A 13,531-nucleotide genomic window follows, 5' to 3' on the forward strand; every position below is an offset into this window, starting at 1 on the left:
AGTTCGTCGGCGTGGCCCGCGGCGCTCGCGGCGGAGAGCTCGTCGATGTAGGCGAAGGTCAGCTCGGCGAACTTGGCGACCTCGGCGGCGGGCAGACCCGCGACGCACGGGGGACTCGGGGGCGGACGTGCGTGTGGAACCGGAGGGCCGGGGCGCGGGCCCGGCCGAAGCGGGCGAGCCCCTGCGGATCGACCTGCTCGGGCCCGTCCGGGCCCGGCGCGGCGACGTCGCCCTCTCCCTCGGTCCGGTACGGCGCCAGGCCGTGCTCGCGGCCCTGGTCCTGCGCGCCCCGGGCTTCGTGACGTACCGGCAGCTCCTCGACGACGTCTGGGGCGCGGAGCCGCCGGGCACCGGCCACCGCGTCCTGCCGAGCTACGTCTACGCGCTCCGCAGGGCCCTGGACCCCGTGGACGCCCGGCCCGGCGGTTCGGTGATCGGCGGCGGGCGCGGCGGCTACCGGTTCGAGCCCGGCGCCGCCCGCACCGACCTCGCCGAGCTCGCCGAGCGGGCGGCGCTCGCCCGGCACACGAAGGCCTCCGGCGACCTCCCGGGCGCCCTCGACGCGGGCGGCCGGGCCCTCGCGCTGCTGAGCGGCGATCCGCTGCCCGGCCTCCCGGGGCCCCTCGCCGACACCGAGCGGCAGCGGCTGAACCGGCTGCGCCGGGCCCTGCACCAGGAGCGCGCGGAGTGCCTCGTCCTGCTCGGCCGCCATCCGGAGGCCCTGGACGGCCTCATGGCGGCGCCCCTGGCCCTGCCGTACGACGAACCGCTGGCCGCGCTGCGGATGCGGGCGCTGTACGGCAGCGGCCGTCAGGCGGAGGCGCTGGCCGTCTACCGGGACACCCGCGACCGGCTCCTGGACGAACTGGGCGTCGAGCCCGGCGCGGACCTGCGCCGCGTGCACCAGGCCGTCCTGCGCCGGGACGAGGCACTGCTGCTCGGCCCGGCCGAAGGGACCCGGCCGGCACCGGCGCCCGCCCTGCGGGACACCGCCTCGGGACAGGTCCCACCGCCGGACGGCGCGGCGGAGCGCCGCCCCGGTGGGGGGAGCCCGCCGCGCAACGAGCTCCCCGGTGACATCGCCCGTCTCGTCGGGCGCGCGGCCGAACTCGCTCTGCTCACCGCTCCCGTCCACCCCGGCGCCGTGTCGGTCATGACCGTGGACGGGACGGCCGGCGTCGGCAAGACCGCGCTCGTCGTGCGCGCCGCCTGGACGCTTCGCGACGACCACCCCGACGGGTGTCTGTTCGTGGACCTGGAGGCGCACGGCGGCGGACCGCACCGAGCCCTGCGTCGCCTGCTCCGCACGGTGCGGGGCGGCGGCCAGGAGCTCCCCGCGGACCCGGACGGCGCGGACGGCCTGGCCGACCTGGTCACGGCCTGGCGCGCGGCCACGAGCGGGCTGCGGCTGCTCCTCGTCCTGGACGGCGCCCGCAGCGCCGAGCAGATCCGTCCGCTGCTGCCCGCGGGCCCGGGGAGCCGGGTCCTCGTGGCGGGGCGGCAGCGGCTGCCCGGTCTCGACGCCGACGTGCGGCTCACCGTGGAGCCCCTGCCCGCCGAGGACGCGCTCGGCCTGCTCCGCTCCCTCCTCGGGGAGGTCCGGGCGGACCGCGAACCCGAGGCCGCCCTGGAGCTCGCCCGGCGCTGCGGCGGCCTGCCGCTCGCGCTGCGGATCACGAGCGCCCGGCTGCAGAACCGCCCGTCGTGGACCCTGGCGTTCCTGGCGGGCCGGATGTCCGACGACGACCGGGGCCTCGGCGAGCTGCGCGCGGAGGACCGCAGCGTGGAGGCCGCGCTCCGGCTCTCGTACGACCGGCTGGAGCCGCGACTGCGGCGTGGATTCAGGGCGTTGGGGGTGGTGCCGACCGTCCGTTTCGACGGACTCGGTCTCGCCGCCGCACTGGGCGGGTCCCGTGCCGATGCCGAAGGGATGCTGGAGGACCTGGTCGACGCGAGCCTGCTCCAGGAGCCGCATCCCGGCCGCTACCGGCTGCACGATCTGGTCCGGGTCCATGCCCGGCAGCTCGCCGCCGCCTCGCCCGCGGAGGCGACGGCGGACCGCGTGGCCGTCCTGCGCCTCTACACGGTGGCCGGACGGCTCGCGGGCGACTGGGGCCCGGACGCGTTCCCGACCGGACCCGCCGCCGCCGAAGTCCCCTTCGCCGACGGGCGGGAGGCCTCCGCCTGGCTGGACGCGGCGGGCGGCGAGCTGGTCGACGTCGTGGCGTACGCGGCGGCCGCCGGGGAGTACGACCACGCCTGCTGGATCGCCGAGGCCCTGGTCGACCACCTGCTCCGGCACGGCCGGCACCTGGAGTGCCGGACCGTCCTGGACCTCGCCCTGGCCTGCGCGGACCGGGCCGACGACCGTCGCATGCCCGCCTCGCTCCGCAACTGCAGGGGCTTCGTGGACGTCCATCAGGGACAGTTCGGGCAGGCGTACGCCTGGTTCGTCGACGCGCTGCGCCTCAGCCCCGGCGACACCAGCCCACGGGACCGGGCCCGGTCCGTCGCCGGGCTCGGGGTCGCCGAGTGGACGCGGGGTCGCGTCGAGGAGGGAACCGCGCACCTGGAGGAGGCCGCGCTCCTGGCGGCCGGACTCGGCGACGCCTGGCTGACCGGTGTCGTGACCTGCAACCTGGGCGCGATCCACCATCGACAGGGCCGCCACGAAGAGGCGGAGGAGCTGTACTCCGAGGCGCTCGCGCTGGCCGAGCGGAGCGGACGGCCCCGCACGATCAGCAGCGGTCTGTGCTTCGTCGCCGAGGCGCGGCTGGCCCTGGGCCGGACCACGGACGCCATCGGCCTGCTGCGGCGGGCGGCCGACCTCGCCCACGAGGCCGACGACCCCACGCTCCGCGTGTCGGCGCTCTCCCGGCTCGCGACCGCCGAGCACGGCCGGGGCCGGCTGCGCGCCGCCGTCGACACCCACCACGAGGCCCTGTCGACGCTCACCGAACACACCAGCACCTGGCTGGAGATGGAGGTCCGGACCCGGCTCGGCAGCACGTACGCGGCGGCGGGCCGTCGCGCGGAGGCCCACCGCGAGTTCAGGACCGCCCTCTCGCTGCCCGGCGCCGGGGACCATCCCCACCTGTACGAGAGGGCGCGCGACGGGCTGGCCGGGACGGGTGACCCGGCGCGGGAGACCGTCGACCGCCGGGCACCGTGCCACGTCCAGGACCACGGCGGCACCGGCACCGGCACCACACGTTGACCGACACCGACGCCCAGGCGCACACCCGCGCAGCAGCCGGCGCCCACGGAAAAAGCCCGTGCCGTCGTCGACGCGGCGTCGTACGATGATCGCGATGACGACTCACCTCCTTCACAGATCGGGGGTCCCGTCCGCGCAAGGTGAGTGCTGATGGCCACTCCCTCCGCGTACGAGGATTCCCACCTCTCCCGCTGGCTGCGCGTGCGCGAGTTCGCCGTGCCGCCCTCCATGATCGAGACCGCGACCACCCGCCGTCAGGCCGAGGACTGGGCGGGGGCCTGCGCCGCCGCGCACGTCGACGTCGATCTCGACCTCCGCGCGTCGGCACGGATCCACGGCACGGAACGCGCGGCCCTCGTGCGGGCCGATCTGCGTCGCCTGGCCCCGGATCTGCTGCGCTGGCACATGCCGAGGATCGCCCCGGACGGGCTGCTGCGCCCGGGCCTCACCGTCGCCCTCGCCCGGTACGGCACCGGTGGGGACGACGGCGCGGGCCCGCTGTGTCTGGTCGCCCGGACCGCCCCCGCCTGGGCGGACTCCGGACAGCGGATCAGCCTCGCGCTCTGGGACCGGTCCCGGTCCGACGCCGGTCCCGCCCCTTCCCCTCCGCATCCCCATCCGCACCCGCACCCCCGGTTCCGGCTCGACCTGCACCGGCACCTCTGGGACGCGAGCCGGTCTGCCGAACTGCGCACGCGCTCCGGGGCCGACGGGCCGTCCGTCGCCCCGCCCGGGCCGGATCTGCCGTGGCACGGACTCCCCTGCGCCGTGGACCGGTGGGCCGACGAGGCGGCGATCCTGCTGCGCGCCGAGGGCCGGCCGGCGGGTCCCGTGTCCGTACGCCTGGGCAGGGGGCACCGGTTGCTCCTGGACGCCGACCCGTCCCAGGATCCCGGGCGTCCACCGGCCACGGCCGCCCTCCGGAGCGAGTCCGCCCGGCACGGCTCCGCCAGGGTGCCCGTCCTGCCGGACGCGGCGACCTGGCTCCCGCCCGACCTGGAGCTGCTGCGCGCCGGTCTCGTCGAGGCGGGGCGACTTCACCCGCTGGTCGCCGCCGCGCTCGTACCCGGCCACGTACCGACGGGGCCGTCCCTGCCGCCCGACCGGGCGGGGGCGCCGCGCCTCGTCGCGTGCCGGGGTGCCGTGCACCGGATCGGTCTGGTCGACGGGGTGCTGACCCCGCTCGACCACGACCCCGCCGAACTCCGCCGCGAGGAACTGCTCGTCGCCCTGACCGGCACCGCACTCCCCTGCGTACGGGCCGTCGACGAGGCGCACCGGCGCCCGGACTGCCTCAGGGGTGTCCGCGAGCGGCTCGACCACGGTGACGTGGCCGGGGCACTGGCCGTCGTCGAGGGCCTCCTCGGTCCCGCCGCGCTGCTGCGTGACGGGGCGCTCCGGGACGCCCTGGAGGCGGCGGCCGAGCGGCGCGTCACGTACGGGCTCTACCGGGCCGGGCTCATCGGCCCCGCGCCCGGCCGGCCGCTCGCGCCGCCCTCGTCCCCGCCCACCCGCGGCACACGTCCGGACAGCCGACGCGTGAGCGCGCGTGGCGCGCGCCCGCGCCACGCCACGTCCGCCTTCCCGAACTCCTCACCCCGCTGACGGAGACCGTGTCTCCCCTCCTTCTTCCCAGGTGATCCTCCGTGCCCGCACCCCTGCCCACCGCTCCTGTCTCCGGTCCGTCCCCGTCCGGGGAACTCGACGTCGCCGGAGCCCTGTTGTCCCTGCTCCGCGACACCACCACCGAGCCCCGGCCCGACCCCCAGCTGGAGGCGCTGGCCCTGGCGGTCGCCGCCGACCTGCCGGTCCTCCTGTGGGGTGAGCCGGGCATCGGCAAGACCGCGGCCCTGACGCAGCTCGCCGCCTCGCTCGACCTGCCGCTGACCACGGTCATCGCGAGCGTGCACGAACCCACCGACTTCTCCGGTCTGCCGGTCGTCGGGGACGACCCCGGGGAACAGGGCGTGCCGATGGCGCCGCCGGAGTGGGCCGTACGTCTGGTGCGGGCCGGTCGCGGCCTGTTGTTCCTCGACGAGCTGTCCACCGCTCCCCCGGCCGTCCAGGCCGCCCTGCTCCGGCTCGTCCTGGAGCGGCGGATCGGGACGCTGGTCCTCCCGCCCGACGTACGGATCGTGGCCGCGGCCAATCCCCGGTCCTCGGCGGCCGACGGCTGGGAGCTGAGCCCGCCGCTCGCCAACCGCTTCGTCCATCTGCGCTGGACCCACGACGCCGAGGTGGTGGTGCGCGGCCTCGGCGGCACCTGGCCCCGAGCCACCCTCCCCCGGCTGGCCCCGGAGAGGCTGGCGGAGGCCGTGGACGTCGCCCGGCGGGCGGTCTGCGGTCTGCTGACGGCCCGTCCGGCGCTCGTGCACCGGCTGCCCGGTGGCGAGACGATGCGGGGCGGCGCCTGGCCCTCGCCCCGGAGCTGGGAGACGGCGCTGCGGCTCATCGCCTTCGCGACCGCCGCCGACGTCTCACGGGACGTGCTCGCACAGCTGGTCAGGGGCGCCGTCGGGGACGGGCCGGGGCTCGAACTCCTGGCCTGGCTCGACCGGATGGACCTCCCGGATCCCGAGCTGCTCCTCGCCGATCCCGAGGGCGCCGAGCTCCCCGAGCGCGGAGACCGCCGCCAGGCGGCCCTGGAGGGGGTCGTGGAGGCCGTGGCGCGGCGCCCTGAGAAGTCCCGCTGGGACGCGGCGTGGGTGCTGCTCGCCCGGGCCCTGGAGTCGGGAGCACCCGATCTGGTGGTGGTTCCGGCGACGGCGCTGGCGGGGCTGCGCCGGGAGGACTGGGACGTTCCGGAGTCGATCGAGCGGCTCGCCGGTGTGGTGTCCCTGTCCCGGCGCGCGGACCGCGCGGGCGACCGCGTGCGGTCGGGCGCGGGGGCGGGGCGGTGAGCGCGGTGGCCCCGCTGGACCGGGAGAAGCTGTACGCCGCCCGTCTGCACGCCGTGCGCGTCCGGCCGTATCTGGCGACCGCGCTGTTCGCCCTGCACACCGTGGAGACGCGGGACGTGCCGACCATGGCGGTGGACCGCCACTGGCGCTGCTACGTGTCGCCGGCGTTCGTCGACCGGACCCCGCTGCGCGAGCTCGCCGCGGTGTGGGTGCACGAGGTGACGCACCTGCTCCGCGACCATCACGGGCGCAGCGACCGGGTGGCGCGGGAGCGGGGTCTCACGGGTCCGGGCGAGCGGCTCCGGATGAACATCGCCGCGGACTGCGAGATCAACGACGACGTGTTCGACGACGAACTGCCGAGGCCCGAGGGGGCCGTGCATCCCGGGATGCTGGGGCTTCCCGAGGGCGAGCTCATGGAGGACTACCTGCGGCAGTTCCAGCTGGGGCGGCGGACCTCGGACGCGGGGTGGCTGGACTGCGGCAGCGGCGCCGACGGCCTGGAGCGGGACTGGGACCTCGGGGCGGACGGCGCCCGGGGGCTCAGTGCCCAGGAGCAGGACGCCGTGCGGTTCCGGGTGGCCGAGGCGATCACGGGCCGTCCGGGCACCACGTCGCGGGGCTGGCGGCGGTGGGCCGAGGAGGCGTTCCATCCGCCGCAGGCGTGGCGCGCGCTGCTGGGGGCGGCGGTCAGGTCGGCGGCCCACGGTTCCGGCTCGGGGGACGACTACGCGTACGGGCGGCAGTCCCGGCGCTCGGCCTCGGTGCCCGGCGCCGTGCTGCCGAGTCTGCGGCGCAGTCCGCCCCGGGTCTCCGTCGTCGTCGACACCTCGGGTTCGGTGAGCGACGCCGAGCTGGGCAGCGCGCTCCTGGAGGTCGCCGCGATCGCCCGGGCGGTGGGCGGCCGGCGCGATCTGGTCACCGTTCTGCCCTGCGACGCGGCGGCGCGGATCGTCCATCCGCTGTGCCGCGCGGAGGGCATTCCGCTCATGGGCGGCGGCGGTACGGATCTGCGGACCGGTTTCGCCGCGGCGCTCCGGGCGCGTCCGCGGCCCGACGTGCTCGTGGTCCTGACCGACGGTCAGACGCCGTGGCCGGCCGGGCGGCCGGCCTGCCGGACGGTGGTGGGCCTGTTCCCGCGCGAGCGGAGGTTCCGTTCCTGGGACGAGGACGACCCCGACCACGTCCCCGCCGGACCGCCGGAGTGGGCCCGTGTGGTCGAGCTCGGCTAGTCGGCGCGCGGGCGTGAGCCGGATCACAGGGAACGTCCGACGGGTCCGGGTCCTCCTTCAGGTGTCGGCACCCTTCGGCGTCGGCGCCGAACCGACCTCGATCCGATCCGGAGGGGACCTCATGGCGGTCATCGACATCGAGCGGCCTCGCGCGGCCGGCGGCGGGCGTGCCGTCGCCGTGCTGCTCGCCGTCCTCGCGCTGGCGCACGTCTACTGGGCGACGGGGCTGACCTGGCCCGCCGTCGACGAGCGGGGGCTCTCGCTCGCCGTCCTGGGCGATGTCGTGTCCTTCGGGCCCGCGGTGGTGCTGCCGCTCGCCCTCGTCGAGGGGTGCGCCGCGGCCGCCGTGGCCGCCCACGCGCGCGGCGTCCGCGGTCGCCGGATCCCGCGCCTGGTCACGTATGCCGTGGCCGGGGGGATGCTGCTGCGCGGGGCGGCCGGCCTGGTGTGGATCGTGCTGGGCCGGGACGGCTCCGGGGCGGTCTTCCCCTGGCTGAACGCGCTGCTCTACACCCCGCTGAGCCTGGTCCTCGGCTGGACGGCCCTGCGTGCCGCCCGCTGAGGACACGGGTCCCGTCGACCGGGGGGTCGCACTCGTCCGGGCCGCCCGGCGCGGCGACACCCTGGCCCTGCACGACCTGCTCGACCACCTGACCCCGTACATCGCCCGGATCTGCGGTCCCATCGCGCTCGACGACGGTCCGGACGCCACCCAGGAGGCCCTGGTCGCCGTCTTCACCTCGCTGCGCTCGCTGCGGGAGCCCGCGGCGCTGTACGGGTGGGTGCGGGCGATCTCCGTACGGGAGGCGGTACGGGTCGCCGGGCGGGCGGCGCGGGCGCGGCCCGCGGAGCTCCCCGACGTACCGGAGCGGGGGGATCCGCAGCTGGCCGCCGACATCGGGGACGTCCTGGCCCGGCTCTCTCCCGCGCACCGGGCGGTGCTCGTGCTGCGGGACGTCGAGGGGATGGACGAGGCGGAGGCGGCGGCGCTCCTCGGAGTGCCGGCGGGTACGGCGAAGTCCCGGTTGCACCGGGCGCGACAGAGCTTCCGGAAGGCGTGGTCGGCGTGAGCGACGAGAAGACGACCGGCGAGGGGAACGGCCCGGTGATCGACGAGGTGCGTCGGCTGCGGGTCATGGCCGCCGGGGTGCGGGGCGCGCGGATCGTGGAGCGGGTGCTGCCGGCGCCGCTGGACGCGGTGTGGGGCGTGATGGGTGATCTGGAGGGCGGCTTCGGGGAGTTCCAGCCCGACATGCGGTCGGTGCGGATCCTGCGGCGGGACGGAGACCGGGTGGAGGCCCTCGCCCGCAGCCGGCACGGATTCCGGGCGCGCTTCCGCGGCGTGCTGCGGCCGGGCTGGTGCTGGCTGCAGAGCCGGTTCCTGGTCATCGGGATGGCGGCGGTGGACGAGGGCGGCCGGACCCGGGTGGCGCTCACCGGCGGTGTCCGGGTTCCCGGGCGGGCCGCGCTGGTCCCGTTCGGGGCGCGCCGCGAGCTGGAGCGGGCCATGGCGCGCCTGGCCGAACGGGCCGTCGGCTAGGAGGCGTTGTCGCGACCGGTGATGTTGACCATCCAGGTGATGCCGAACTGGTCCGTGCACATGCCGAAGACGTCGCCCCACATCTGCTTCTCCAGGGGGACGGCGACGGTGCCGGTGCCGGAGAGCTTCTCCCAGTAGGCGCGGAGTTCGTCGGCGTCCTCGCCGCTCACGCTCACCGCGATGTTGTTGCCGGGGTGGTGCGGCATGCCCGGGGGGACGTCCGCGGCCATGAGGGTGAAGCCGCTGCCGGTCTCCAGCATGCCGTGCATGATCTTGTCGGCGGCGTCCCCGGCCTTGTCCTCGCCGAAGGCGCCGTAGGTGTTGAGGTCCAAGGTGCCGCCGAAGACCTCCTTGTAGAACTCCAGGGCGGCACGGGCGTCGCCGTCGAAGCTGATGTACGGGTTGAGCCGAGAGGGCACGGGATTCCCCTTTTCCTGACGGGCCGGTGGTTCCGGCCGAGGCTAGGGGAAGCTCCGCCGCCGGACGCGGCGACGCCTCGGCCGCGTCCCGGAATTCGACCGGTTGCCTCAGGCGGCCGCCGGCTCACCGCAGGGTCACGCGTCCTGGATCCGCCGGAACGGCCGCTCCGCCTCCAGGGTGAACGCCACGTCCAGGAGGGTCCGTTCGCTGCCGGGGCGGCCGGAGAACATGACGCCGACGGGCAGTCCCCCGTCCGTCGTCCGGGGGCCGGGGAGGGAGATCGACGGGGTGCCGACGACGTTGTCCACCGGGGTGAACGCGACGTACGCCAGGATCCGCTCGATGAGCGTCGGGTAGGGGACGGTGGGCGCGAGGTGCCCGATCTCCGGCGCGGGGTGGGCGAGGACGGGGGTGAGGAGCAGGTCGAGGCCGCGGAAGGCCGCCGCGTACGCCACCTTGGTGCGCTTCAGCCTGCGCAGCACGCCCGGGGTGCGGCGCCAGTTCTCCACGTAGGCGGCGCGCAGCCCGCGGCTGAGGCCGTCCATGCGGTGCCGGTCGAAGTCCGTGCCGAGGGTCCGGCCGGTGGCTCCGAGGAGGAACGACAGCATGCCCCAGTAGGTGAGGAAGTCCTCGGTGAAGCGCGGGTCGATGTCCATCTCGACCGGCTCGACGGTGTGGCCGAGCCGTTCGAGCGTCGACGCGGTCTCCGTGACGGCCTGTCGGGTGACGGTGTCGGAGGCGACGCCGTTCGGCGAGTCCCGCAGGAACCCGATGCGGAGACGTCGTCCGGAGGGCCCTTCGACCAGGCCGACGGGCGGCAGCTTCGGGTTGCGCCAGTGCGTCTCGGCGCCGGCGAGGAAGGCGGCGGTGTCCCGTACGGAGCGGCTGACGACGCCGTCGACGACGAGGTCCAGGGGCAGCCGGCGGCTCTGCTCGTTCGGCACGAGCCGGCCGCGGGTCGGCTTGAGGCCGACGAGCCCGCAGCAGGCGGCGGGGATCCGGATGGATCCGCCGCCGTCGTTGGCATGGGCGATCGGCACCGCTCCGGCGGCGACGAGGGCGGCGCTGCCGCCCGAGGAGCCGCCGGCGGAGTGGCCGGTGTTCCAGGGGTTGCGGACGGGTTCGGCGTTCTCGTACTCCGTGCTCGCGCTGAAGCCGAACTCGGGCAGCCGGGTCTTGCCGAGCACGGTGAACCCGGTGCTGAGGAACTGGCGGGTGAAGGGCGCGTCCCGTCGTGCCGGTGCGGGCGTGAAGGCCGCGCTGCCGTGGCCGGTGGGCAGGCCCCGGTGGTCGGTGTTGTCCTTGACGAAGGTCGGGACGCCCGCGAAGACCCCGCCGGATCCGGCGGCGGGCGCCGGGGCGTCGGCGTGCGTCTGGACGGCGTGGAGCCGTTCCTCGACGGCCCGGACCCGCTCGGCGGCCGCGCGGGCGGCCTCGGCGGCGCCGACCTCGCCGCGCCGGATGGCGTCGGCGAGTCCGACGGCGTCGTGCTCCCCCAGGGCGTCGTCCCGGAAGGCGTGGACCCTGGTCTTCTCGTACGTCGTCACCGCTGTCAGCCCCCCGGCCGTGTGGATGGTCGCCCACCATCATTGCCTACCAGTGGGTAACACGCGAGGGGCCGGAGCGGTTCAGCGTCCCTGGAGGGCCTTGACGTTGTCGCCGAAGGTCCAGCCCTTCGAGCCGTCCCAGTTGGCCGACCAGGTCATCAGGCCCTTGAGGGAGCCCCCGTAGCGGTTCCAGGCCTGGGCCACCGCCGACGGCGTCATGTAGCCGCCGCCCGCGCCGGGCTGGGCCGGAAGGCCGGGGACCTGCTTGTCGTACGGGACCTTGATGGTGGTGCCCTGGACGACGAGTCCCCTGTTCAGGCAGTCGGTCTGGGCGGCGAACCCGGCGACGGTGCCGGCGGAGTAGGAGTCGCCGGAGCAGCCGTACATGCTGCCGTTGTAGTACTGCATGTTGAGCCACCACAGCCGGCCGTTGTCCGCGTACTTCTTGACGATCGGCAGGTAGGCGCCCCAGATGGAGCCGTAGGCCACGCTACCGCCGGTGACGTACGCCGTCTCCGGCGCCATCGTCAGCCCGAAGCCGGCGGGCATGCGGGCGAGGACCCCGTCGATGATGTACACCAGGTTGGCCTGCGAGGCGGACAGGGTGCCGATGCTTCCGCTGCCGACGAGACCGGTCTCGATGTCGATGTCGATCCCGTCGAAGTTGTACTTCTGCAGGATCGGGACGACGGTCGCGATGAAGCGGTCGGCGACGGCCCGGGAGCTCAGGTCGATGCCCGCGGCGGCTCCGCCGATGGACATCAGGATCGTGGCGCCGGCGGCCTTGGCGGCGCACATCTGCGCCGGTGTGGAGACCCGGACGGTGCTGTCCATGCCGTCCTCCCACAGCACGGTCCCGTCCGAACGGATCACCGGGAAGGCGGCGTTGATGACGTTGTAGCCGTGGGCGGCGAACCGGGGGTCGTCGATGGGCGCCCAGCCGAACGGCGGATGGACGCCGTTGGCCGAGCCGTCCCAGTTCTCCCAGTACCCCTGGAGCACCTTCCCCGCGGGCCTCGGCTTGAGGGCGCAGGTGTCGGCGGCGGCGGACGAGGGGGACTGCGCGGGCGGGGCGCCTTCGGCGGCCGCGGGGCCCGTGAGGACGGCGGCGGCGAGCAGGGCGGTGAGCCCCGCTCCGAGGACACGGGTGATCCGGGGGCCTGGCATGCGTGCTCCTGGGGACGTGGGGGGGTGGTCCTGGGCATGGCGCGCGCTCCAGCAGACCGTAAGTTGGTCCAGACCTTTAGTCAACCACCCTCACACGTACGGGAGTTGCCGCACGGAGTGTCAGCGCACCTGCCAGGTCAGCGAGTTGGACGCCGCCGCGCGGACCGCCGGGTCGCGGACCGCCGCCGTGGTGTCGGTGACCTTGGCCGTGACGCGCTGGCCGCTGCGGGTGGCGCCCAGCCGGGCGGGGGTCACGGAGGTGTCGCCCGCGGCCCGGGCGACCTGCTTGCCGTCGACGTACCAGGTCAGCTTCAGGCCGGACAGGCCGGTCACCGGGGCGAGCCGCACGCCGATCCGCTCCCCCGGACGGACCCGGGTGCCGGTCGGCACGGTCGAGGTCAGGCCGTCCGCGTACGTGTAGAAGCCCTTGATCATCGCCTCGCGGCCGACGTGGTTGAACTCCGTGGAGGCCAGGGTGCGCATGAGCGACGTGCTGGTGGGGCGGTAGACGCCGGTCTCGTAGTAGTCGCCGCCCTCGTAGGCCCCGATCACCGAGCCGGTCGGGTCCTGTTCGCCGAGCCAGCGGTACCACTTGGTGGTGCCGAGCTCCGGGGCGACCGAGATGTTGGAGCTCTCGGACGAGGGGTACGGGTAGGCGCCGAAGCCGGCGTACTGGTACTCGTCGGCCAGGTTGCCTATGGAGTGCCCGAGTTCATGGGCTCCGATCAGGTACGACTGCGGGTTGTCGGAGGACATGGTCGCGACGCCGTGGTAGGACGCCCCGTCCGGCGGGGTGGGGAAGCTGTAGCCCGCGCCGCCGTACTTGGCGGAGTTGGCGATGACGAAGACGATGTCGGAGGCCGGTGCCCGGTCGGCGTACGCGGTGACCTTCGACGTGTCGAGGCAGAGCAGCCGCTCCGTGTCCTCGCAGAAGAAGTACGAGCTGAGCGCGGTGTCCCTGACGACGCCGGCGGTCGGATCGCCGGAGACGCCGGACTCGGCGGAGACGGTTTCCACCAGCCAGATGTTGAAGAGGCCGCGGTAGCTGGCGTACGGCTCGATGGCGAAGACGTGGTCCAGCGTGGCCTGCGCGTCCGCGCGGAAGTCGGCCTGCTGGGCGGCGGTGTAGCCGTCGCCCATGATCACGAGGTCGAGCCGCCCGGAGACCGGCCCGGTCTCCTGGACGGGAGTGACCGTCGCTGCCGGGGCCGCGGCGGACGTCCGGTGGCGGGCGATCCCGGCGGGCGCCTCGGCGGGGACGGTCGCGTGCCGGGGCTTGCCGCCGGGCCCGTCGAAGTACTCGACCCGGTGCGTCTCCCCCGCACCGGGGCCGGTGGCGGGAACCGGAGCCGCCCCCGCCGTGTGTGCTCCGGCGAGCAGCGCGGCGGCGGTGGCGAAGGCTCCGACGGAGGTGATCCAGCGTGTGCGGGCCGATCGGGGTCCGGGCACGGCGACCTCTCTCAAGTAGCGGGTTAACTGTGCTTAAGTAGCCGCTTAAGCTAGGGGGT

At 75.3% G+C, this 13,531-nt stretch carries 11 protein-coding genes; 7 read left to right on the top strand and 4 right to left on the bottom strand.

Annotation, left to right across the window (positions count from 1 at the left end; all coding sequences use genetic code 11):
• The first annotated feature begins 127 nt into the window (after positions 1 to 127).
• The 7 genes from ACFV2S_RS14450 to ACFV2S_RS14480 all read left to right on the top strand — a co-directional run bounded on the left by ACFV2S_RS14450 (position 128) and on the right by ACFV2S_RS14480 (position 8,889).
• Positions 128 to 3,217 (top strand): BTAD domain-containing putative transcriptional regulator, encoded by a 3,090-nt coding sequence (locus ACFV2S_RS14450; RefSeq protein WP_385557783.1) that lies wholly within the window; start codon positions 128 to 130, stop codon positions 3,215 to 3,217.
• 150 nt (positions 3,218 to 3,367) lie between these two features.
• Positions 3,368 to 4,822 carry a hypothetical protein gene (locus tag ACFV2S_RS14455; protein WP_385557786.1) on the top strand — a complete coding sequence of 485 codons (1,455 nt, stop codon included), beginning with the start codon at positions 3,368 to 3,370 and terminating at the stop codon, positions 4,820 to 4,822.
• A gap of 41 nt (positions 4,823 to 4,863) precedes the next feature.
• Positions 4,864 to 6,117 carry an AAA family ATPase gene (locus ACFV2S_RS14460; protein WP_385557789.1) on the top strand — a complete coding sequence of 418 codons (1,254 nt, stop codon included), beginning with the start codon at positions 4,864 to 4,866 and terminating at the stop codon, positions 6,115 to 6,117.
• Positions 6,114 to 7,349, top strand: coding sequence for a VWA-like domain-containing protein (locus ACFV2S_RS14465; RefSeq protein ID WP_385557792.1), 1,236 nt, complete (start codon positions 6,114 to 6,116; stop codon positions 7,347 to 7,349). Before ACFV2S_RS14460 ends, ACFV2S_RS14465 begins: the two co-directional genes overlap by 4 nt.
• Before the next feature lie 121 nt (positions 7,350 to 7,470).
• Positions 7,471 to 7,911, top strand: coding sequence for a DUF3995 domain-containing protein (locus ACFV2S_RS14470; RefSeq protein WP_385557796.1), 441 nt, complete (start codon positions 7,471 to 7,473; stop codon positions 7,909 to 7,911).
• Positions 7,898 to 8,419: an RNA polymerase sigma factor gene (locus ACFV2S_RS14475; RefSeq protein ID WP_385557799.1), complete on the top strand. Its 522-nt coding sequence runs from the start codon at positions 7,898 to 7,900 to the stop codon at positions 8,417 to 8,419. Before ACFV2S_RS14470 ends, ACFV2S_RS14475 begins: the two co-directional genes overlap by 14 nt.
• Positions 8,416 to 8,889, top strand: a complete 474-nt coding sequence (locus tag ACFV2S_RS14480) for a hypothetical protein (protein WP_385557802.1) — start codon at positions 8,416 to 8,418, stop codon at positions 8,887 to 8,889. Before ACFV2S_RS14475 ends, ACFV2S_RS14480 begins: the two co-directional genes overlap by 4 nt.
• Here ACFV2S_RS14480 and ACFV2S_RS14485 read toward each other — a convergent pair.
• The 4 genes from ACFV2S_RS14485 to ACFV2S_RS14500 all read right to left on the bottom strand — a co-directional run bounded on the left by ACFV2S_RS14485 (position 8,886) and on the right by ACFV2S_RS14500 (position 13,472).
• On the bottom strand, positions 8,886 to 9,308 hold the full coding sequence (locus ACFV2S_RS14485; RefSeq protein ID WP_385557805.1) for a VOC family protein: 423 nt from the start codon (positions 9,306 to 9,308) through the stop codon (positions 8,886 to 8,888). The two genes, ACFV2S_RS14480 and ACFV2S_RS14485, sit on opposite strands and share 4 nt — an antisense overlap.
• Positions 9,309 to 9,443: 135 nt before the next feature.
• Complete coding sequence (locus tag ACFV2S_RS14490; protein WP_385557807.1) at positions 9,444 to 10,856, bottom strand: amidase; 1,413 nt, start codon at positions 10,854 to 10,856, stop codon at positions 9,444 to 9,446.
• A gap of 81 nt (positions 10,857 to 10,937) precedes the next feature.
• The gene (locus ACFV2S_RS14495; protein WP_385557810.1) at positions 10,938 to 12,023 is read right to left on the bottom strand and encodes a chitinase; all 1,086 of its coding nucleotides are present in this window, start codon (positions 12,021 to 12,023) and stop codon (positions 10,938 to 10,940) included.
• Positions 12,024 to 12,143: 120 nt separating this feature from the next.
• Complete coding sequence (locus ACFV2S_RS14500; protein WP_385557813.1) at positions 12,144 to 13,472, bottom strand: M64 family metallopeptidase; 1,329 nt, start codon at positions 13,470 to 13,472, stop codon at positions 12,144 to 12,146.
• Positions 13,473 to 13,531 lie beyond the last annotated feature (59 nt).

The sequence above is a fragment of the Streptomyces sp. NPDC059695 genome, from assembly GCF_042733785.1.
Lineage (GTDB): Bacteria > Actinomycetota > Actinomycetes > Streptomycetales > Streptomycetaceae > Streptomyces.